The 19,737-nt window shown below is 58.8% G+C and carries 17 protein-coding genes; 10 read left to right on the forward strand and 7 right to left on the reverse strand.

From position 1 onward, the window contains the following. The first annotated feature begins 22 nt into the window (after positions 1-22). The 7 genes from hslV to glmS all read left to right on the forward strand — a co-directional run bounded on the left by hslV (position 23) and on the right by glmS (position 8,178). On the forward strand, positions 23-580 hold the full coding sequence (hslV, locus tag ACK4FF_RS00720; protein ID WP_409703458.1) for an ATP-dependent protease subunit HslV: 558 nt from the start codon (positions 23-25) through the stop codon (positions 578-580). After that, entirely contained in the window at positions 577-1,911 is a 1,335-nt protein-coding gene (hslU, locus tag ACK4FF_RS00725) for an ATP-dependent protease ATPase subunit HslU (protein WP_409703461.1), read from the forward strand. The genes hslV and hslU overlap by 4 nt, the downstream gene beginning before the upstream one ends. Positions 1,912-2,034: 123 nt before the next feature. Next, positions 2,035-2,922 carry an acetylglutamate kinase gene (gene argB / locus ACK4FF_RS00730; protein WP_409703464.1) on the forward strand — a complete coding sequence of 296 codons (888 nt, stop codon included), beginning with the start codon at positions 2,035-2,037 and terminating at the stop codon, positions 2,920-2,922. Between the two features lie 23 nt (positions 2,923-2,945). Beyond that, positions 2,946-3,647 (forward strand): PhaM family polyhydroxyalkanoate granule multifunctional regulatory protein, encoded by a 702-nt coding sequence (locus ACK4FF_RS00735; RefSeq protein WP_409703467.1) that lies wholly within the window; start codon positions 2,946-2,948, stop codon positions 3,645-3,647. Then, positions 3,644-4,918 (forward strand): FIST N-terminal domain-containing protein, encoded by a 1,275-nt coding sequence (locus ACK4FF_RS00740; RefSeq protein WP_409703470.1) that lies wholly within the window; start codon positions 3,644-3,646, stop codon positions 4,916-4,918. Before ACK4FF_RS00735 ends, ACK4FF_RS00740 begins: the two co-directional genes overlap by 4 nt. Before the next feature lie 44 nt (positions 4,919-4,962). Then, entirely contained in the window at positions 4,963-6,333 is a 1,371-nt protein-coding gene (gene glmU / locus ACK4FF_RS00745; RefSeq protein WP_409704815.1) for a bifunctional UDP-N-acetylglucosamine diphosphorylase/glucosamine-1-phosphate N-acetyltransferase GlmU, read from the forward strand. A 3-nt stretch (positions 6,334-6,336) separates the two neighbouring features. Next, on the forward strand, positions 6,337-8,178 hold the full coding sequence (gene glmS / locus ACK4FF_RS00750) for a glutamine--fructose-6-phosphate transaminase (isomerizing) (RefSeq protein WP_409703473.1): 1,842 nt from the start codon (positions 6,337-6,339) through the stop codon (positions 8,176-8,178). A 671-nt stretch (positions 8,179-8,849) separates the two neighbouring features. Here glmS and ACK4FF_RS00755 read toward each other — a convergent pair. The 4 genes from ACK4FF_RS00755 to ACK4FF_RS00770 form a co-directional block, all read right to left on the reverse strand. Beyond that, the gene (locus ACK4FF_RS00755; protein ID WP_409703475.1) at positions 8,850-9,326 is read right to left on the reverse strand and encodes a DUF2778 domain-containing protein; all 477 of its coding nucleotides are present in this window, start codon (positions 9,324-9,326) and stop codon (positions 8,850-8,852) included. Positions 9,327-9,410: 84 nt separating this feature from the next. Beyond that, complete coding sequence (locus ACK4FF_RS00760; RefSeq protein ID WP_409703478.1) at positions 9,411-11,039, reverse strand: hypothetical protein; 1,629 nt, start codon at positions 11,037-11,039, stop codon at positions 9,411-9,413. Next, positions 11,036-12,589, reverse strand: a complete 1,554-nt coding sequence (locus ACK4FF_RS00765; protein WP_409703481.1) for a class I adenylate-forming enzyme family protein — start codon at positions 12,587-12,589, stop codon at positions 11,036-11,038. The genes ACK4FF_RS00760 and ACK4FF_RS00765 overlap by 4 nt, the downstream gene beginning before the upstream one ends. A gap of 31 nt (positions 12,590-12,620) precedes the next feature. Continuing rightward, positions 12,621-13,862 carry an NADH:flavin oxidoreductase/NADH oxidase family protein gene (locus tag ACK4FF_RS00770; protein ID WP_409703483.1) on the reverse strand — a complete coding sequence of 414 codons (1,242 nt, stop codon included), beginning with the start codon at positions 13,860-13,862 and terminating at the stop codon, positions 12,621-12,623. A gap of 91 nt (positions 13,863-13,953) precedes the next feature. Here ACK4FF_RS00770 and ACK4FF_RS00775 point away from each other — a divergent pair, with 91 nt between their 5' ends. Next, positions 13,954-15,057: an AI-2E family transporter gene (locus tag ACK4FF_RS00775; RefSeq protein WP_409703486.1), complete on the forward strand. Its 1,104-nt coding sequence runs from the start codon at positions 13,954-13,956 to the stop codon at positions 15,055-15,057. A gap of 102 nt (positions 15,058-15,159) precedes the next feature. On the opposite strand, the gene ACK4FF_RS00780 is transcribed toward ACK4FF_RS00775, so the two are convergent. From ACK4FF_RS00780 to ACK4FF_RS00790, 3 genes are all read right to left on the reverse strand, one after another. Continuing rightward, complete coding sequence (locus ACK4FF_RS00780; protein WP_409703489.1) at positions 15,160-16,080, reverse strand: metal-dependent hydrolase; 921 nt, start codon at positions 16,078-16,080, stop codon at positions 15,160-15,162. A 174-nt stretch (positions 16,081-16,254) separates the two neighbouring features. After that, the gene (locus tag ACK4FF_RS00785; protein ID WP_409703492.1) at positions 16,255-16,677 is read right to left on the reverse strand and encodes an acyl-CoA thioesterase; all 423 of its coding nucleotides are present in this window, start codon (positions 16,675-16,677) and stop codon (positions 16,255-16,257) included. Positions 16,678-16,688: 11 nt separating this feature from the next. After that, positions 16,689-17,321, reverse strand: coding sequence for a thermonuclease family protein (locus tag ACK4FF_RS00790; protein ID WP_409703495.1), 633 nt, complete (start codon positions 17,319-17,321; stop codon positions 16,689-16,691). Between the two features lie 135 nt (positions 17,322-17,456). Here ACK4FF_RS00790 and ACK4FF_RS00795 point away from each other — a divergent pair, with 135 nt between their 5' ends. After that, complete coding sequence (locus ACK4FF_RS00795) at positions 17,457-18,269, forward strand: crotonase/enoyl-CoA hydratase family protein (protein WP_409703498.1); 813 nt, start codon at positions 17,457-17,459, stop codon at positions 18,267-18,269. Between the two features lie 39 nt (positions 18,270-18,308). Beyond that, positions 18,309-19,733, forward strand: a complete 1,425-nt coding sequence (locus ACK4FF_RS00800; RefSeq protein WP_409703501.1) for a WS/DGAT/MGAT family O-acyltransferase — start codon at positions 18,309-18,311, stop codon at positions 19,731-19,733. Positions 19,734-19,737 lie beyond the last annotated feature (4 nt).

Raw genomic sequence — 19,737 nt, forward strand, 5'->3', positions numbered from 1 at the left:
CCACCACACGACAAGGAAAGGCATGGAGCAATATCACGGAACAACCATCCTGTCCGTTCGCCGGGGGCGCCATGTCGCCTTGGGCGGCGACGGTCAGGTGACCCTGGGCCACATCGTGGTCAAGGGCTCGGCCCGAAAGGTGCGCCGCTTGCACCACAACAAAATTCTGGCCGGGTTTGCAGGCGGCACAGCCGATGCGTTCACCCTCTTCGAACACTTCGAAGCCCAGCTTGAAAAACACTCCGGCCACCTGCTGCGCGCCGCCGTGGAACTGGCCAAGGAGTGGCGCACCGACCGCATGCTGCGCAGGCTTGAAGCCATGCTGGCTGTGGCCGATGAAGAGCACTCACTGATCATCACGGGCAATGGCGATGTGCTGGAGCCTGAACAAGGCTTGGTGGCCATTGGCAGCGGCGGCTCGTATGCGCATTCCGCCGCCAAAGCCCTGCTTGAGAACACCGACTTGCCGCCCGATGTCATCGTGAAAAAAGCGCTGACCATTGCAGGCGACCTGTGCATTTACACCAATCAAAGCCACACCATTGAAGTGCTGGGCGCGCCACAAGGAAGTACACCATGAGCACCCTGACCCCCAAACACATTGTCGAAGAACTCGACAAACACATCGTGGGGCAGCAAGCAGCCAAACGTGCCGTGGCTGTGGCCCTGCGCAACCGCTGGCGCCGCATGCAGGTGGCAGCCCCCCTGCGGCAGGAAATCACCCCCAAGAACATTCTGATGATTGGCCCTACAGGCGTGGGCAAAACTGAAATTGCACGCCGCTTGGCACGCCTGGCCAACGCGCCCTTCATCAAGATTGAGGCGACGAAATTCACCGAGGTTGGTTATGTGGGCCGCGATGTAGACACCATCATTCGTGACCTGGTGGAAATCGCCCTGAAACAAACCCGCGAAGAAGCCCAAAAAAGCGTGGGTGTGCAGGCCAAGGATGCCGCGTTTGACCGAGTGCTTGATGCCCTGCTTCCCCCGGCACGGGATTTCGGCTTCACTGAGTCCAGCGCCAACAGCGATGACAACAACCGCACCCGTATTCGCTTCCGTGAAAAGCTGTTCAACGGGGAACTGGACGACAAGGAAATCGAGATTGAAGTGGCCCAAGCCGCGCCGAATCTCGATGTGGTGGGGCCACCGGGTATGGAAGAGCTCACCGGCCAATTGCAGTCGATGTTTTCCGGCGTGATGGGTGGGCGAAAAAAAGCCCGCAAAATGAAAGTGGCTGAAGCCCTTCGAGTGATTGAAGAAGAAGAGGCTGCCAAACGCGTGAATGAAGAAGACGTGCGTGCGCGTGCCATCGCCCGGGTGGAGCAGGACGGCATCGTTTTCCTGGACGAGATCGACAAAATTGCGGCCAAGTCCGACGGGCGCAGCGCCGATGTGTCCCGCCAGGGGGTTCAACGCGACCTGCTGCCCCTGGTGGAGGGCACCACCGTGAACACCAAGTACGGCATGGTGAAAACCGACCATGTGCTGTTTGTCGCCAGCGGTGCGTTTCACCTGTCCCGCCCCTCTGACCTGATTCCTGAGCTTCAGGGCCGATTCCCGATCCGCGTAGAACTGGAATCACTGACGGTGGAGGATTTCAAGCGGATTCTCACCAGCACAGACGCATGCCTGACCGAGCAATACAAAGCCCTGTTGGCCACCGACGGCATCACGCTGGAGTTTCGAGAGGATGGCGTGCACCGCATGGCCGAAATCGCCTTCAGCGTGAATGAGAAAACCGAGAACATCGGCGCGCGCCGCCTGTACACCGTGATGGAACGCCTGTTGGAGGAAGTGGCTTTTGAAGCCGAAGGCCAGGGCACCACGGTGGTGATTGACGCCGCCTTTGTGGACAGCCGCCTTGGTGAAGCGGCCAAGTCGGAAGATCTGGCCCAATTCATTCTTTAATGCGGGCTCTGGATTGGGCAGGGCAAAACACCCGGCCCAATTCGCTAAAATGTCAGCAGGTTCAAGGCCCTTGTGTGACCACTCACGGGCCTTGTTGTTCACCCTCAGCCTGCCGATCGCCCCATGAGCACTCAACCGATTACCCCCGACATCACTGCCCAGGTTCTGTCTGAGGCTTTGCCCTACATTCGTCGCTTCCACGGCAAGACCGTGGTGGTGAAATACGGTGGCAATGCCATGACGGATGAGTCCCTGCAAAAATCCTTTGCGCGTGATGTGGCCTTGCTCAAACTGGTGGGGATTAACCCCGTGGTGGTTCACGGTGGTGGCCCGCAAATCGACGAAGCCCTCAAGCGGGTTGGCAAACAGGGCTCATTTGTTCAAGGCATGCGCATCACGGACGCTGAAACCATGGAAGTGGTGGAATGGGTGCTTGGTGGCCAGGTGCAGCAAGACATCGTCATGATGATCAACCAGTGTGGCGGCAAGGCCGTGGGCCTGACGGGCAAGGATGGCGGCTTGATTCGCGCCCGCCAGATGAAGCTGGCCGACCGCGACGACCCCAGCAAATTCCATGACATTGGTTACGTGGGTGAAATCGCCTCGATCGACCCTGCAATTGTCAAAGCCCTGCAAGACGACGCGTTCATTCCCGTGATTTCCCCGATCGGATTTGGCGAAGACGGCATGGCCTACAACATCAACGCCGACTTGGTGGCGGGCAAAATTGCCGAAGTGCTGAAAGCAGAAAAGCTGGTGATGATGACCAACACCCCCGGCGTGCTGGACAAGGCAGGCAAGTTGCTGACCGGGCTGACGGCCAAACGCATCGACGAGCTGTTTGCTGACGGGACCATTTCCGGCGGCATGCTGCCAAAAATTGCCGGGGCACTGGAAGCTGCAAAAAGTGGCGTAAACTCAGTTCACATTGTGGACGGACGAGTACCCCACTGCCTGTTGCTTGAACTGCTGACCGAGCAGGGTGTGGGCACCATGATCAAGAGCCACTGAACACACCACCACAAGGGGGAGACATGTCCAGCAAACGCATTCCCAACCTGTCGGTCACCGACGGGTTTGATTTTGTGAAAAAAATCTGGGGAAGCCTCCCCATCCCCAGTGTGATGAGCCCCACCACAGACCTGGACGAGCTGGACAAACGCATCTCCGACCTGAAAGCGGTCGAGCAGTGGCTGAACGTGAACCTCAGCATGCTGCGCGCCACTATTCAGGGCCTGGAAGTACAACGAGGCACCATTGCCACCATTAAATCATTCGGGTCCAACCTGGGCCTGGGCGACCGCCAAAGCGATGTGAACATGGCGGTGAATGAAGAAATCATTCGCAACGCCATGCAAGCGGCGACCAGTGCGGCCACAAGCGCTGCGAGCATGGTGCCGCCCATCCCGCGGGTGAAGCCGGTGGAGGTCAAGGCGCCTGAACCAGAGCCAGAACCGGCCCCGGAAAAACCATCAGCCAAAGACTCTGCTGAATCCAGCCAATTACTCTCCAATGCAACCGCATGGTGGGGGCTGTTGCAGGACCAATTCAACAAAGTGGCCCATGCAGCCTTGTCAGGCTCAGGCCTGCCCGGCGAGGCGGGTGACAGCGCCCCGACGGGCAAGTCCGCCCCAGCGAAAAGCAGCGCGCGAAAAACATCGACCAAAGCCGGTGCAGACAGCAAGCGCAGCACCCCCAAAAAACCGACGACCAGCAGGACCCGTAGCCGCACATGATGTTCCGTTTTGGTCATGCCACACACCCCAACTGGCGCGAGGCGCTGGAACTGGTGTTGGCCCAGTTGGAAGGGCAGTTGCAACTGGAGCAGTTTGCATCCGACCCTTCGCGCCCGCAACGCATTGGGCTGGTGTACGCCACCGACCCCTTCGCCAACGATTTGCCTGCGCTGCTGGCCACCCTGCGCCAACGCACGGGTGTCACTCAATGGGTGGGCGGCGTGGCAGTTGGCGTGTGCAGCAGCGGGGTGGAGTATTACCAGGAACCCGCCGTGGCGGTGATGCTGATGGAGTTTCCCGCTGATTCAGTGCGTGTGTTCTCCGGCAAGCTGCCCTTGCCCAAACCGGGCACCGTCAATGGTGGCGGGCGTTCAGTCATGCATTCAGCGCTGGTGCATGTGGACCCGCTGTCTGAAGACATCGACGACCTGCTCGAAGACCTTGGCCTGAAAATGAGTTCGGGTCAGATTTTTGGTGGACTGGTGGGTGCTGCCAACCCCCAAAGCCACCTGGCCCTGGAACCCTTGGCAGGGGGTGTTTCCGGCCTGATGTTTGCAGAACACGTGCCCATTGAAGTGCGCATGACTCAAGGCGTACAAACCGTGGGCAGTGAGCATGAAATTACCGGCTTGCGCGGCAACTTTGTGGAAGAACTGGATGGGCAGCCGGCGCTGAACGTGCTGATGGCCGACCTGGGCGTGGACGCTGACCAGTCCGAGGACGAACTGGCCACGCAGGCCACCGAGCTGTTGGCGCGGCGTTTTTCACACGGTTTATTTGTCGGCTTGACCGACAAGGCGCAGGCCGAATCCATCGTGCGCAAAGGGTTTGCGGGCGGCAAACTGGACAACCACCAGTTGCGGGTTCGCCCGGTGGTGGGCATGGACCCTCAACGCAAAAGCCTGGCCATTGGCGATGAATTTGCGCTGGGCGACCGCTTGTCCTTCTGCACGCGCGATGAGAACTCCGCCCGTGTGGACCTGACCCGCATGTGCGCAGAACTGCGTGATGAACTGGACGCGCCTGCGCCCCGCATCAACGAACTTCAGGCAGCCGGGTTTTCCGGCATTCTGGCCCAACGCAGGCCACGGGGTGCGGTCTACATTGCCTGCAATGGCCGGGGTTCAGCCCTGTTTGGCCTTCAGGGTGTGGAGCAGCAGATTGTGCGTGAGCAGTTGGGTGACATCCCGCTGGTGGGCTTCTCGGCCAACGGGGAAATTTTCAAGGGCGCGCTGTACGGGTACACCGGCGTGCTGGCCCTGTTCTTTTAATGGCCTGCCTGTGCGGCCCAACCTGTCGAGCTGAATAAAGAATGATGAATGTACTGATCCTGGCCGCAGGCAAGGGCACCCGCATGAAATCGGCACTGCCCAAGGTGCTGCACCCGGTGGGCGGACAGTCCATGGTGGGGCGGGTGGTCAACACCGCCCAAACTCTGGGTGCCGGGCAAGTGGTGGTGGTGGTCGGCCACGGGGCTGAAGCGGTGAAGACTCACCTGCAGGGCCCAGGCGTTGTGTTCGCGCTTCAGGCCGAACAACTGGGTACAGGCCATGCCGTTCAATGTGCAGCACCTCAGCTTGAGGCAGGTGACATCACGCTGATTCTGTATGGCGATGTGCCGCTGATTCAGGCTCACTCGCTGAGCCCGATGATCGAGGCGGCGCGTTCAGGCCAAGTGGGCTTGATGACCCTGAGCATGGACAACCCCCACGGCTATGGCCGCATTGTGCGTGATGCGCAAGGCCAGGTGACCGGCATTGTGGAACAGAAGGACGCCACAGCCGACCAACTGGGTATTCGTGAAGTGAACACGGGCATTCTGGCCTGCCCCACAGCCAGCCTGACCCGCTGGGTGAACGCCCTGCGCAACAACAACGCACAGGGCGAGTACTACCTGACCGACATCATCAGCATGGCCCACGGCGAGGGCGTAGCCATTGCCACCTGCCAGCCTGGGTACGATTGGGAAGTCACCGGTGTGAATTCACGACAACAACAGGCAGAACTGGAACGGGTGTGGCAACAGCATTTGGCCATGCAACTAATGAGCAACGGTGTGCAACTGGCCGACCCGGCACGCATTGACATTCGCGGGAACCTGCGCTGCGGGCAGGATGTGTCCATCGACGTAGGCTGCGTGTTTGAAGGCGAAGTCACCTTGGGCGATGGCGTGCAGATTGGCCCTTACTGCGTCATCAACCAATGCACGGTTGGCGCAGGCACCCGCGTGGACGCCTATTCCCATTTGGTGCAAGCCGAGGTGGGCGCACAGGCCATCATTGGACCGTATGCACGCCTGCGGCCTGGCGCAAAGCTGGCCGATGAAGTGCACATCGGCAACTTTGTGGAAGTCAAAAATGCCAGCATTGCCAAAGCCTCCAAGGCCAACCACTTGGCCTACATCGGCGATGCCCGCATTGGCGAGCGTGTGAACGTGGGCGCGGGCACCATCACTTGTAACTACGATGGCGCCAACAAACACCTGACCGTGATTGAAGACGATGTGTTCATCGGCTCGGACACCCAACTGGTGGCCCCAGTCACCGTGAAACGTGGCGCCACTCTGGGCGCGGGCACCACACTGACCAAGGACGCACCCGAAGGTGCGCTGACTGTGTCGCGCGCCAAACAATTGACCATCGAGGGCTGGAAACGCCCCGTCAAAACCCCCAAGAACAAGGAATAAGCCATGTGCGGCATCGTCGGTGCATTGTCCAAAACCAATTGTGTGCCAGTCCTCATTGATGGCCTGAAAAAGCTGGAATACCGCGGCTACGATTCCGCAGGGCTGGCCATTCAAGCCGACCACGATGCCCGCATTGAACGGGCCCGCAGCGTGGGCCGCGTGGCAGAACTGGAAGCCACCACACAAACCCTGCAAGCCCGCGTCGGCATCGCACACACCCGCTGGGCCACGCACGGTGTGCCCAGTGAACGCAATGCACACCCACATGTCAGCGATGGGCAGGGCATCACAGTGAGTGTGGTGCACAACGGCATCATTGAAAACCATGAAGAAATTCGTGCAGTACTGACCGCCGAAGGCTATGTGTTTCACTCCGACACCGACACGGAAGTGATTGCCCACCTCACCCACAAAAACCTGCGCAAGGGCGGCAGCCTGTTGCAAGCGGTTCAAGCCACGGTGCAAGCCCTGCATGGTGCATTTGCCATTGGCGTGGTGTGCAATCAAGCCCCGGGGCAAATTGTGGCGTCCAAAAAAGGCGCGCCGCTACTGGTAGGGCATGGCCAGGGCGAAAACTTTCTGGCCTCGGACGCGTCAGCCTTGGTGGCTTACACCAAGATGATCAGCTATCTGGATGAAGGCGATGTGGTGTTGCTCACGCACGATCAAGTGCAGGTGTTCAACGCGCAAGGGCAAGCCACAGAACGCGCAGTGATTGAAAGCCAGTTGTCGGCCGACGCGGTGGAGCTTGGCCCCTACGCCCACTACATGCAGAAAGAGATTTACGAGCAGCCCGGCGCCATTGCCGCCACGCTGGAAATGGTCAGCAACGCACAGGCAGTGAAGCCCGAGCTGTTTGGTGCGCAGGCCCCAGCCGTGCTGCCCGGCATTGCTCAGGTGTTGATCATTGCCTGCGGCACCAGCTACCACGCTGGCGCAGTGGCCCGTTACTGGCTGGAATCGATTGCCGGTGTACCCACCAACGTGGAAATTGCCAGCGAGTTCCGTTACCGCAAAAGCGTGGTGCTGCCCAACACCCTGGTGATTACGATTTCCCAATCCGGCGAAACTGCGGACACACTGGCCGCGCTGGAGCATGCAAAGAGCATGGGTATTGAACATGCCCTGTCCATCTGCAACGTGCCTGAATCAGCCCTGATTCGCGCGAGCAACCTGAAATTTCTCACGCGTGCGGGCCCTGAAATTGGCGTGGCCTCCACCAAAGCCTTCACCACTCAGTTGGCCGCACTGTTCACCTTCACCCTGGTGATGGCCAAGCTGCGCGGGCAACTGGACGAAGTGCAGGAAAAAGCCCTGCTGGCGCAACTGCGGCACCTGCCCTCGGCCATGCAGAATATTCTTGCGCTGGAGCCCGCCATTCAAGCCTGGGCCAGCCACTTTGCAGACAAGCGGCATGCGCTGTTTTTGGGGCGCGGCGTGCATTACCCCATCGCGCTTGAAGGTGCACTGAAGCTGAAGGAGATCAGCTACATTCACGCCGAGGCCTACGCTGCTGGCGAGCTGAAACACGGCCCGCTGGCGCTGGTGGATGCCGACATGCCCGTGGTGGCTGTAGCGCCCAAGGACACGCTGATTGAAAAGCTGAAATCGAACCTGCAGGAAGTGCGGGCGCGCGGCGGCGAGTTGTATATTTTTGCGGACCGCGACACCGCCATTGAGGCCAGCGACGGCGTGCATGTGATCAAACTGATCGACCACGCCGGGCACCTGTCGCCCATTCTGCATGTGCTGCCCTTGCAACTGTTGAGCTACCACGTGGCTTTGGTGAAGGGTACGGATGTGGACAAGCCAAGAAATTTGGCCAAGAGTGTGACGGTGGAATGATCGGCTGTGATCAGAGGCTACAACACCAATTATCTTGAATTATCTGGTTTTGGATAATTTATCTTTCTACGGATAAAACTTGATAATTGCCAAAACCACTCACTGCGGCGCAAGCGCGTGCGGTAATCATTGGAAAGCCGCCAGAATTTGTCGATGATAAACACACGGGAATTGCTGGCTACGTTGATGAGCCTGCCTCTAGCTGCATTGGTGTGCCATTGGTGGCTGGGCTGCATTCATTCCGAACGAGTATGGGCCTGGCTCAACAACGCTTTAGGCGGCCAGAACCCCGGAGCCGCCTCGGACATTGAGCTGATACTTACGTTTATTGCGGCTTGGGGGCTATCCGCCGTACTGTTGACAGTGACATTCAAGGCAGTTCAGCGGTTACGCTGGTTTGCGTAGCCAAGAAACCAAACGCCAGAAAAACCATACACTGACCCACGCCAGTGGGGCGCTGAGTAGCAGGGCCATAATGATGTCAGCGTCCGCAGCCTCCTCACAACAACTCACGCCCAGCAGATCATAAAACCACAAAGTCCATGACTCGGGGATCCACCGCAACGGGCTGTTTGGAGATAGCAGGAACCAGTACTTGCATAAGCAAATCCACAGGAGCAGAAACAAACCCAGCTTTAAAACTTTGGCGGCGTAGTTTCCGATAGCTGGTTTCATGACACCACCAAAACACCATAGGCTTTCAGGGCAGTGCCCGGGAACTCAGAAGTTCCGGCGCTTTGCAAAAGTCTTCGCACCGTTCTGAAATCAGCAATATTGGGTAGCGTTACACAGCCCCGGCTGATACCCTGCCCAATTGCAGGATGCAGCCTGAACTGTCCACGTTGAAGGCCTGCGCAAATCATGGAATCGTCAATCTGATCATCCAGAGCAAACAAAGAAAACCAATCTGATTTGTCCCCAAGATAATCGTATAACCACCCCAATTTCCCGCCTGCTTGTCGATCAACAATCAAGTAACGTCCGATAGGAATCGGTCCAGCGCCTGTAGAACACATTGATTCGCGTTTGTTCAAATGCCCGCCTGTGCCAGAAAATGCGGGCACGCTGAGCACCTGCTCACCCCAACGAACGATCAGGGTACTAAGCCTTTGACCATTCAGCTTAAACTCGCAGTGAACTTTGGACAATTTAGCCTCTGTAGCTTGATCTGACTGCCAGAAGCATAGCGCCAGCCTTTCAGGGTGAGTTTAGTGTGGGTCCGGCCTGTTGCCTCACCCCACAACCACCACCGCATCCACTGTTGCATCCATCGTCACTGCCCACAAACGCGAGGCCAGGTCGCGCTGCGTGAGAACGCGGTTGACACCATCAGCGGCGGTACAGCAGTCGCTACTGAGCAGCACACTGCGCGCTCCGGTGCCCAACAATTCAAGGTGCCGGGCCTGGGCCCCTGCGAAGTTGTCCTGCGCAAAACGTTCGATGGGAATTAGCCCCTTGTTGGGCAGCAAGGCAGTCAAAAAACGGGACAGGTTGGCGCGGGAAATGTCGCCACCGCCCAGCAGCGGCGCGAAATTCACTTCGTTGATGATGGCGCCGGTGTGGTGCCAGGGTTTGCTGATGTCCTCGGTGATGATGTCAATACCTGCCACAACCAAGCCAAACAACCGGGCTGCACGGCAGGCAATGTCGAGATTGTCCGGGTGTATTTGCGCAGACACGTCTTCATCCACACCGCCATCGCGGGTGGATTCAATTCGCCTTAGGCTCACGAACTGAGCCTGAACTGGAATGCTTTCAGCAGTCAGATTCTGCCGCACCAGCTCCGCATGGGCCGCTTCATCCAAGGGCTTCAGTTCACTGCGCGCCCACGGTGGAAGTTGCGCTTGTTCAGCCAGTGCAAGGCCGACCAATTGGGCCACAGTGTTGACACCATCACCGAACACGCCCATGGGCCTGCGTTTCACCGCATACAACAAGGCCCCGTTGAACATGAACAGGCGGTGACAGGTGCCCTGCACCTGTTGTTCTACGATGGCCTGTTTGGATGGCGACAGTTTCACGGCCTGTTCAAAGGCTGCAGCCAATGCTGCCTCATCGACAATATCAACCACCACACCCTCGCCCCGGTCCAAGTCGGACGGTTTGACGACCAAGGGAAAGCCCAGTTGTTGAGCCACCGCCGGCAAGTCCTGAGCCTTGCCCACCACGCGGTGATTGGGCGCAGGCAAGCCCGCCATGCGCAGCAAGTTGGCGGTAACCGCCTTGTTTTGGCTGAGCTTGGCACCGATGGCTGAATCGCCGTCACACACGCTGCGGTCCAAGCGACGGGCCTGGCTGCCCAAACCGAGCTGGTACACCCCAGCCCCCAAGCACCGGTAGGGGATGCCCATGGCATGGGCCGCGCGAAGCACTGGCAGGGTGGATTTTCCAGACCCCGACTGGGCCCGAAACGCATTCAACACCGACCGCTCGATGTCTGCAAACAAGGCCGCTTTGTTGGCGTCGTTCACCGGGTTTTGGTTCATCCACAACAGATATTTCACCGCAAGGCTGGTGGCCTGCTCATACACGGCGGACGGCCAAGCACCCCTGTACGGAAACTGAAGCGATGCGGTGACCACACCAGACTCGCCCGCCTGCACCGTGGCCAAAGCGGGCAAGTCAAACACCGGAAAGTACGCCCACTGCAGCACGCCCGTGGTCAGGCGCTGAATGGCCTCCATCAGGCCAACCTGCGTGTCGGAGGGCTCCTTCTGGGGGCGGGTTGCGGGGGTATTGGCCGATACAGGCGGGGTTTGCAGCACCCCATTGAGCCACTCATCCAGCTGATTGAGCTGAACGGTTTGTGGAGCGGTGAATTTGAAGTTGACCTGAATGGACAGCAGATTGAACACACTCATGAATTGGGCCCATCCGGGTTGGCAAACAAAGCCCTCAAGGCTTTGAAATCGACTTTGCCCTGCGCAGTTCGAACAATGGGATGAATACGAAATTGCACAGGGGCTTTGTACCCGAGGCGTTCTTGGGCAAACGCCTCAAGTTTGGGCAAATCAACCAGTTTCCCATACTGTGGCTCGACCACACAGACGGGTTGATCGCCAAAGCGCTCATGGGGCAGGGGCAAGGCCTGCACGGCCGCCACACCGGGACAGTCGAGCATGGCCAGTTCAATCTCGGCGGGCTCGATGTTGATGCCGTTGCGAATCATGAGGTGGTCTGTTCGTCCCAGGTGTATGAGTTGGCCATCCGGGTTGAGTTGGGCGAAATCGCCGGGGTAAAACCAACCGTCATGCAGGCCATGGCGGTACACTGAAGCATGCGGTGCACCGGGTTCAGTGGGCTGCACGATGCCCCGCACCAAGGCCGGGCTTTTGACACGCACCTGCCCCTTTTGACCGGCAGGCAGCGGGTTCAAGGCGTCGTCCACCACTTCAAGCTGCACGCCATGGGCAGGCAGGCCCACCGTTCCCGCCGTGGTGTGAACGTGAGGCGGCAAAGCGGCTGAAATCAACAGGCATTCATTGGTGCCATAGGTGACATGCAGGTTCACGCCCAAGCGGTCGCGCACTTGGTGTCGAAGCGCCATCGACACGGGCGCACTGCCGGTGGACAAGTGGGCCAGATGTTTCACGCCATTGACCACCTCGGTATCCGCGATGTCCAACAATTGATGCAAATGCAGGACCGACATGCGCAGGTGCATGGGGCCCCAGCGGCCATAGTGGGCGAACGGCAACTCCGCGCCGTCCAACACATAGCGGCCCTGGTTCAAAAGCGTACACAGCGCATAGGTTTGAATGCTGGAGAATTCAAGACTGGTGACACAGCACAGGGTTTGCTCACGCCCATAGCTGGGGTGCTGGGCAAATACTTGGGCCCGCCCTTTCATCACCGCGTGGTGTACCGGGATGCGCTTGGGCTGACCTGTGGACCCAGAGGACAATGCAATCAGCATCGGCGCTGTGGGCTGAGGGTCGAGCAAGCCCTGATGGCTTTGCGGTTTGTGTTGAAGGTCAGTGAAACTGAGGGTTGAAAAAGCAACACCGGGGGGCACTGAAGAGTCTTCTGCCCGATCCGACAAAAAGTGCCTGGCTTGAAGTTGGTTCAACCACGCCTGTTTTTGGTGGGCCGTGCGGGACTTGGGAATACAAAACGCAGTGGCCCCAATGCGGGCCGTGGCCAACATGGCCAACAACAGCAGCAATTCACTGGTGAAGGTGTAGGCCACAAGTTGGCCCGGCTTGACCCCGCATTGCTGAAACCGCGCGCACACGCGCCACACCCACGCATCCAGTACGGCATAGCTGATGGACTGGCCACGACTGACCAGCGCGGTGCCCTGCGGGCAGTGACGCGCCCAATGTTCCAGCGTCAAGGTGATGTTGTCGGTGTCAGCCGCCTGCAAAGGGCCACCTTCCTGCGAGTGAAAGTCTCCGTTGGATTGTCTCACGCGCAGAAGGCACTTGGCTGGGCTTTGTCCCTCAGGACGCGCGAACGCGACGGGCCCTGAACAACTGGATTGGGCTGGCCAACAAGTAAACCAGCAAAGCCTTGAGCGGATGCTCGTTGGGCACTGGCGCTTTGCCTTTGCCCATGCGTTGAATTTGACGGGTGTACCACTGCACTTCCAGCAAGCCGGAGGAGTCGATGCGCTGGATGCCGGTGATCAGGGGTTTGATGGGAAACAGCGGGGCCTTGCCATCAATGAGGCGTTTGGGCAACTCGGGTTCAACAGCGATGGAACGGGCCAGGCCCACCACATCCACCGCACCGCTGTTCAGGGCGGCTTTCATACCGGAGGGGGTGCGGAAACCACCCGTCAACATCAGTGGCGTTGAGCACACTTGACGAACCTTCTCGGTGAAGTCGATGAAGTAGGCTTCACGGGCCACGGTGCTGTCCTTTTTCGGGCCTGTGGCCCCAGTCATCGCGGGGGCTTCATAGGTGCCGCCCGACACTTCAATCAGGTCCACACCGCGGGCCGACAACTCAGCAATCACCGCCAGTGATTCTTCTTCAGTGAAGCCGCCGCGCTGGAAATCAGCCGAGTTCAGCTTGATGCCGACCGGGAAGTCGGGGCCCACCTGGCGGCGCACTTCATCGTACACGGCCAGCACAAAGCGGCGACGGTTCTCAGGAGAGCCACCCCACGCGTCGGTGCGCTGGTTGGTGTGAGGGCTTAGGAACTGGCCCACCAAGTAGCCATGGGCACCGTGGATCTGCACGCCATTGAACCCGGCCTTTTTGCAGATGCGGGCGGCTTCGCCCCAGCGGCGGATGATGTCGAGAATTTCGTCCTCACGCAGTTCGCGCGGGGTACCAAACATCATTTGCAAGTCTTTGCGGAACGGCACGGCCGAGGGTGACACGGTTTCTTTGTTCAAGCCCTTGGGGGTTTGCTTGCCAGGGTGGTTGATCTGCACCCAGACCTGCCCGCCCCCCGACTGGCCCGCACGGGCCCAAGCGGTGAGCAACTCATGGTCGCGTTCGTCTTCAATCACCACATTGCCCGGCTCAGCAAGGGCGCGGCGGTCGATCATCACGTTCCCGGTGATGGACAGGCCAATGCCACCTTGTGCCCAGCGTTCATAGACCTTGACCAGCTTGGGGGTGACTCGGGCGTCCATCGTCCCCAGGGCTTCGCTCATGGCGGCTTTGGCCAGGCGGTTGGGTAGGGTGGCCCCGCAAGGCAGGCGCAGTGTGTCTCGCAGTTCGATGGTCATGCTTGTCGTCCTCGGCGTGTTGTGATTTTTTGGAATGAAAAGGATGGTAACGTGGCCGAACCGACTTGTTTTAGAGAAGTTGCCTAAAAAAATGTCACGCATCCGATTGTCCGCTGTGATGAAACAGTTCTACCTGGAGAACTGGGCCTTGTTGTTGACCGTTGCACTGGCGCTGGCGCTGGTGATGAGCCTGTGGAGTGTGCTGGCGCCTTTTGTGGCGGCTTTTGTGCTGGCTTACCTCATGGCCGGCCCGAGCCGATGGGTGTACAAGCTGCTGCGGGGCAAAGTGCCTTTGGGGCTGTGTGCGGTACTGACCTTCCTGCTGTTGTTGACTGTACTGGGCAGTTTTGGGCTGTTGTTCATCCCGGTGGTGAACACCCAGCTTGAGCTGATTGAAAACAACCTGCCCCAATTGCTGACCAACATCAAAACCACCGTGTTGCCGTGGCTGAAGGACACGTTTGGCGTGACTGTCGCAGTGGACAGCTTGGAGTTCAAAAACCGCGTGGCGCTGCTGCTGAAGGACAACCGGGCCTGGCTGGCCGACCTGGGCACGTCCATTCTTCGGCTGGGCTCGGCCTCGGTGTTGGACCTAACTGGTTTTGTATCCCTGATGGTGATGGCCACGCTGTTCATCCTGCCCGGCTGGTTGAGCCTGTCCACCTCGGCCAAGGACATTGTGCCGCCCCACCTGTTAAAACGCATGCAACCCATCGCCCTGGAGATTGACAGTGTGCTGATGGAGTACATCAAGGGCATGGTGATTGTGATCGCCTTCCTGAGCACCTACTACTCCATTGGACTGTCTATCGCAGGGCTGCAAAGCGGTTGGGCCATCGGCATTCTGGCGGGTCTGCTCAGTGTGGTGCCCTACCTTGGGCTGACCTTGGCCATGATTGTGGCCGTGCTCACTTCCGCGCTGGAGCTTCAAGGCCTGTGGCCGATTTTCTGGGTGCTTGTGGTGTTTGTCAGCGGGCAGTTGCTGGAAGGTTTTGTACTCACACCCATGGTGGTGGGCGACAAAATCGGCCTGTCGGCCTTCTCGGTGATTTTCGCACTGGCCTTCTTTGGCGCCCTGTTTGGGCTGGTGGGCGTGTTTCTGGCCCTGCCCCTGGCGGCCATTGCCAAGGTGGGGTTCAGCCACGGCATGAAATGGTACACCCAGACCCGCTACTACACGCAAAAGGCCGGATGAAAAAACGGCCTGAATGCTGAGGCAAACAGGCCGTAGGGAAGGTGCCCAAACCAGCATGGGCAACCTCGACAGAAGTGGAAAGCCGGGGTTGTTGAAACCGGCTTATGCAGCGGAGGCTTTCAACTGACCATTCATGCGGGCGCGGATGGCGCTCTGCAGCTCGGTGTTGGGCTGGCGGCCAGCGCCTTCAATTTTCTGCACAAACGCATCAATGTGGTTCAGGTATTCGCTGTTGTCGTGCATCCAGGGGTGGAAGTCCTTGCGGAAATAATCGGTGAACTCGCCGCTGAGCAGGGGCTTGCGCAACACGCCGACTTCCTTGCCCCACAGCATCCATGCGCAGGTGGCAAAGCCTTTGAGGTGGCCGCCTTTGATGGTTTTGTCTGCAAACACCAAGCGTGCGTGGAAGTACGCCACCACAGGCCAGAAGACGACGGTGGTCAACACCATGGCAGCGCGGCGCAGGAAGCGGTTGGTGGCTGTGTCGGGCATGACGTGGTTCCACACATCGTAAGCCACAGCTTTGTGCTCGGTTTCTTCATAAGCGTGCCAAGTCCACATGTCTTTGTAGGCTTGTACGGACTTTTCGCCCAGCACCTTGGGGTTGCGCAGCAACTGGTCGCCCATCAGCGCGGTGTAGTGTTCCAGCGCAATGGTGACGCACAGGGTCATTTTGCGGCCAAGGCGCTTTTTCACACCCGCCAGCATGCGCCACAGGAACTTGTCCAGTTGGGAGGCGGGCAAACCAGCACGGTCCAGCATTTCGTTGTACTCAACATGCTCGCGGCTGTGCATGGCTTCTTGGCCAATGAACGCCACCACGGCTTTTTTCAGCTCAGGGTCGGTGATGTCATCGCGGTAGGCACGAACAGCGTCCATGAACATGCGCTCACCCGCAGGGAACAGCAAGGACAGGGCGTTCAGAAAGTGGGTGACGTGTGCACCGCGCTCATGCCAGTTGCTGACATGCTCTTCGGGCAGATTGATCTTGACGTCACGGCGGACAGGAACAATGTTCTTCATGATTGACTCCTACACTTCTGTTGTTATTGGTGTCACATACAACAGTGACAGTACTCAATGTAACAATAAAGAAGTCAGGTGACAATACACAAATTTGAAAAGCCACTCTAGTTTGTAATATTGAATGACTAGGGTAAACCCTTGTAATTAATGGGTTTACCCTCAAACAATTGTTCAGTTGCCAGGCAGGTTTTCCAGAAAACGTGCGGGAATCGGGGTTGAGCGGCCAGTGTCCGGGCTGACCCAGACCAACTTGGCACTGCCCGTGGACACCAGGGTTTGGGGGTCATCGGTGCGGCGCAATTCATAATGCTGCACGAGGCTGCTGCGGCCCCGATCCCCCGCCAGAATGCGAACCTCCACCGTGCCCGGGGCCTTGAGTTCTTTCAGGAAACTGCACTCGGTGTGAATGATGACCACATACGCCGGGTTGTTGTCCTCGGGGGTTTGAGGGTAACTGCCCAGCCACTCGGTGCGGGCCTGCTCAAACAGGCGAAAGTAGACGGTGTTGTTGACATGGCCCAGTTGGTCCATGTCCCCCCAGCGCAAAGGCACTTCAGTGGTGTACAACACGGGGCGAGGACTTGCTTCAGTCATGGTGTGCTCACTCATGGGGTGTCTGGGTTGTTCTGTTCTTTGCGGCGCTCAGCACGCCACGCCCAAGGCGCTTGGGGGTCGGGGCGTGCCCACAAGCCAGAGCGCGCGGTCTGTGCGTGTTCTTCGGCCTGCCGGTACAAGGCTTTGTCCTGCGCACTTTGCTTCTTGGCGAATTCTCGATACCACCACGCATGGCCCGCTTGAACCAAGCTCAGGTTAATGTCCACATCGTCTGCACACACCGCTTGTTCGCAGGGTTGCCCGGGGCGCAGAACCTTGGCCACCTCGCGGCCATATCGGTCGCGGTCCACCACGGCAATTTTCACGGTGTCGTTGAGCAGTTGGTCTTGCAACCACCCTTGCGCAGCCAGGCCGTGGGCCTGCTTGAGTTCAGGGGCATCCACGGCAAACAGGCGTACCTTGTGCTGGGCGCCATCGGCAAGCACGGTGATGGTGTCACCATCAGCCACCCGAACCACGGTGGCGGAGTACACACGGCCCTTGGGGGTGTCCGGGTTGTTGTCATTGGCGCCACTGTTGGGGCCGTAAGGGCTGAGGTACACCCCAGCCAAAGCCAGCAGCAACGCAGCCAGTTTGCCCAGGTTGGCGGGGCTGATGAACGTGCGACGGGATCTTCGTTTCATGATTGACAACTGGGTGGCCGATGACCTTGCGCTGCACGCTGCACAGGGAAGGCTTCGGTTAAGATGTGTAAAAAACAGGGCGGCATGCCAGCCACGGCTGCAAGCCTACAGCAAACAAGAAAACACGAGGGCAACATGGACAGAATCACCCTGAATTTTAACGCAGACCACACCGTGGCGACTGTGGCCTTGAACCGGCCCAAACAACACAATGGTGTGGACTGGCAGATGCTGAAAGAGATGCGCGAGGTGCAGAAAAAGCTGGCGCGGGAAAAGGGGCTGCGTGCCGTTCTGATTAAAGGGGAAGGCCCTTCTTTTTGCGCGGGGCTCGACTTCAAGTCTGTGCTGTCCAGCCCAAAAACAGCGGCGGTGATGTACGCCAACCTGTGGTTGCCCATGCGCAACATCTTCCAAAGCTGGAGCACCGGCTGGCGCGACTTGGGTGTGCCGGTGATTGCGGTGGTGCATGGCAATTGTTTTGGTGCAGGTCTGCAATTGGCGTTGGGCGCAGACATTCGTATTTGTACCCCTGACTCAACACTGTCCATTCTGGAAGCCAAATGGGGGCTGGTGCCCGACATGGGTGGTGGCGCCTTGTTGCGTGAATTGCTGCCGCTGGACAAAGCCAAAGAACTGACCATGACGGGCCGCATGCTCAAAGGCACCGATGCCTTGGCTTTGGGCTTGGTCACGCATGTGTCCGAGAACCCACAAGCCCACGCCGATGAATTGCTGCGGGAAATCCTCACCCGCTCGCCCGACTCGGTGGCGGCCAGCAAGTTCATGTTGCAACACATCTGGGGCATCGACCAAGGCGCGCACCTGACGCAGGAACGCCGCTGGCAGCGCCGGTTGATGGGTTTCAAAAACCAGCGTATTTCAGTGGCCCGCAACAGCAAAGCGGAGCAGGCCAACATGCCATACGCCCCCCGACAGATTCGCGGTTAAACCCGTTAAAACCACAACGAGAAGAACGGAGACAACACGATGAAAGCACTCACACCCAATGACCAGCTGTTTCTGTGGCTGGAGCGTCGCAACCAACCCATGCATGTGGGTGGAATGATTCTGCTGCAACCGCCCGGAGGGCAAGCCAGTGCCACCTTTGTGAGTCAGGTGGTTCAGCACATGCGGCAATTCGACCGCCCTGTTGCGCCATTCAATCAGAGGCTGACTGGCAAGCTGGGCATGTGGTTCTGGGTGCCTGATGAGGAATTCGATCTGGAAGCGCATTTCGTGCACCTGTCGCTGCCCAAACCGGGGCGTATCCGCGAGTTGCTGGAGTTGGTGTCGAAACTGCACGCCAATTTGATGGACCGGGCCAAACCCTTGTGGGAATGCTATGTGATTGACGGGCTGGAAGATGGCCGCGTGGCCATCTACATGAAGGTGCACCACGCACTGGTGGACGGTGTGGCCAGCATGAAGCTGTTGCAGCGGTCCATGGCCACCAGCCCCGATGTCACTGACCTGCCGCCATTCTGGGCGAACCCCACGCTGCGACCACAGCGCCGATCAGAATCCTCTGACCAGTTGCTGACCACTGTGCGTAACGTGCTGGAAGGGGCCAAATCCCAATTGACGAGCCTGCCCAAAGTGCTCAGGGAAGTGGGCCGCTCCTTGTGGCAAACCAGCGTAGCTGACCCTGATTTTGTGTCAGTGATTCAGGCGCCTCGCAGTGTGTTGAACCGGCGAATCACAGCCTCGCGGCGTTTTGCGGCACAAAGCTGGTCGATGGACCGCATCAAGGCTTGTGCCGAAGGCCTGAGTGTGACCCTGAACGACGTGGTGCTGGCCATGTGCGGTTCAGCCCTGCGGGCCTACCTGCTGGACTTGAAGGCCCTGCCTGCACGCCCGCTGGTGGCGATGGTGCCGGTGTCGCTGCGCAAAGACGACTCCGCCACAGGCAACCATGTTGCCCTGCTGTTGGCCAACCTGGGCACCGACACGGAAGACCCGGTTGAGCGTGTCGAAAAGATTGCCCGCTCGGTGAACCACTCCAAGGAACGGTTCGCCAACATGAGCCAGACAGAAATCATGAATTATGTGGCCACCATGATGGGCATCAGCGGCTTGAACCTGTTGACGGGTCTGGCCCCCAGGCTGCAGGCCTTCAACATTGTGATTTCCAATGTACCGGGGCCCAAGCACACGCTCTATTTCAACGGCGCGAAGGTGGACGGGGTGTACCCGGTGTCCATCGTATTGGATGGCCACGCCCTGAACATCACGCTGAACAGCTACGACGGCAAACTGGAATTCGGCCTGATTGCCTGCAGGCGCACCATGCCCTCCATGCAACGCCTGTTGCAGTACCTGGAAGATGGGCTGACCGAGCTGGAACGCGCAGCGGGCATCGCAGTGCCCGCCAACGCCACCCCCAAAAAACCCAGTCGCAAAAAGGCGGCTTAAGTGG

It is taken from the genome of Limnobacter sp., from assembly GCF_046297615.1.
Lineage (GTDB): Bacteria > Pseudomonadota > Gammaproteobacteria > Burkholderiales > Burkholderiaceae_B > Limnobacter.

What these genes read in the sequence shown, in the direction of transcription:
- hslV (WP_409703458.1), top strand. Translation starts at nt 23, where the DNA reads ATGGAGCAATATCACGGAACAACCATCCTGTCCGTTCGCCGGGGGCGC.
- hslU (WP_409703461.1), top strand. Translation starts at nt 577, where the DNA reads ATGAGCACCCTGACCCCCAAACACATTGTCGAAGAACTCGACAAACAC.
- argB (WP_409703464.1), top strand. Translation starts at nt 2,035, where the DNA reads ATGAGCACTCAACCGATTACCCCCGACATCACTGCCCAGGTTCTGTCT.
- ACK4FF_RS00735 (WP_409703467.1), top strand. Translation starts at nt 2,946, where the DNA reads ATGTCCAGCAAACGCATTCCCAACCTGTCGGTCACCGACGGGTTTGAT.
- ACK4FF_RS00740 (WP_409703470.1), top strand. Translation starts at nt 3,644, where the DNA reads ATGATGTTCCGTTTTGGTCATGCCACACACCCCAACTGGCGCGAGGCG.
- glmU (WP_409704815.1), top strand. Translation starts at nt 4,963, where the DNA reads ATGAATGTACTGATCCTGGCCGCAGGCAAGGGCACCCGCATGAAATCG.
- glmS (WP_409703473.1), top strand. Translation starts at nt 6,337, where the DNA reads ATGTGCGGCATCGTCGGTGCATTGTCCAAAACCAATTGTGTGCCAGTC.
- ACK4FF_RS00760 (WP_409703478.1), bottom strand. Translation starts at nt 11,039, where the DNA reads ATGAGTGTGTTCAATCTGCTGTCCATTCAGGTCAACTTCAAATTCACC.
- ACK4FF_RS00770 (WP_409703483.1), bottom strand. Translation starts at nt 13,862, where the DNA reads ATGACCATCGAACTGCGAGACACACTGCGCCTGCCTTGCGGGGCCACC.
- ACK4FF_RS00775 (WP_409703486.1), top strand. Translation starts at nt 13,954, where the DNA reads ATGTCACGCATCCGATTGTCCGCTGTGATGAAACAGTTCTACCTGGAG.
- ACK4FF_RS00780 (WP_409703489.1), bottom strand. Translation starts at nt 16,080, where the DNA reads ATGAAGAACATTGTTCCTGTCCGCCGTGACGTCAAGATCAATCTGCCC.
- ACK4FF_RS00785 (WP_409703492.1), bottom strand. Translation starts at nt 16,677, where the DNA reads ATGACTGAAGCAAGTCCTCGCCCCGTGTTGTACACCACTGAAGTGCCT.
- ACK4FF_RS00790 (WP_409703495.1), bottom strand. Translation starts at nt 17,321, where the DNA reads ATGAAACGAAGATCCCGTCGCACGTTCATCAGCCCCGCCAACCTGGGC.
- ACK4FF_RS00795 (WP_409703498.1), top strand. Translation starts at nt 17,457, where the DNA reads ATGGACAGAATCACCCTGAATTTTAACGCAGACCACACCGTGGCGACT.
- ACK4FF_RS00800 (WP_409703501.1), top strand. Translation starts at nt 18,309, where the DNA reads ATGAAAGCACTCACACCCAATGACCAGCTGTTTCTGTGGCTGGAGCGT.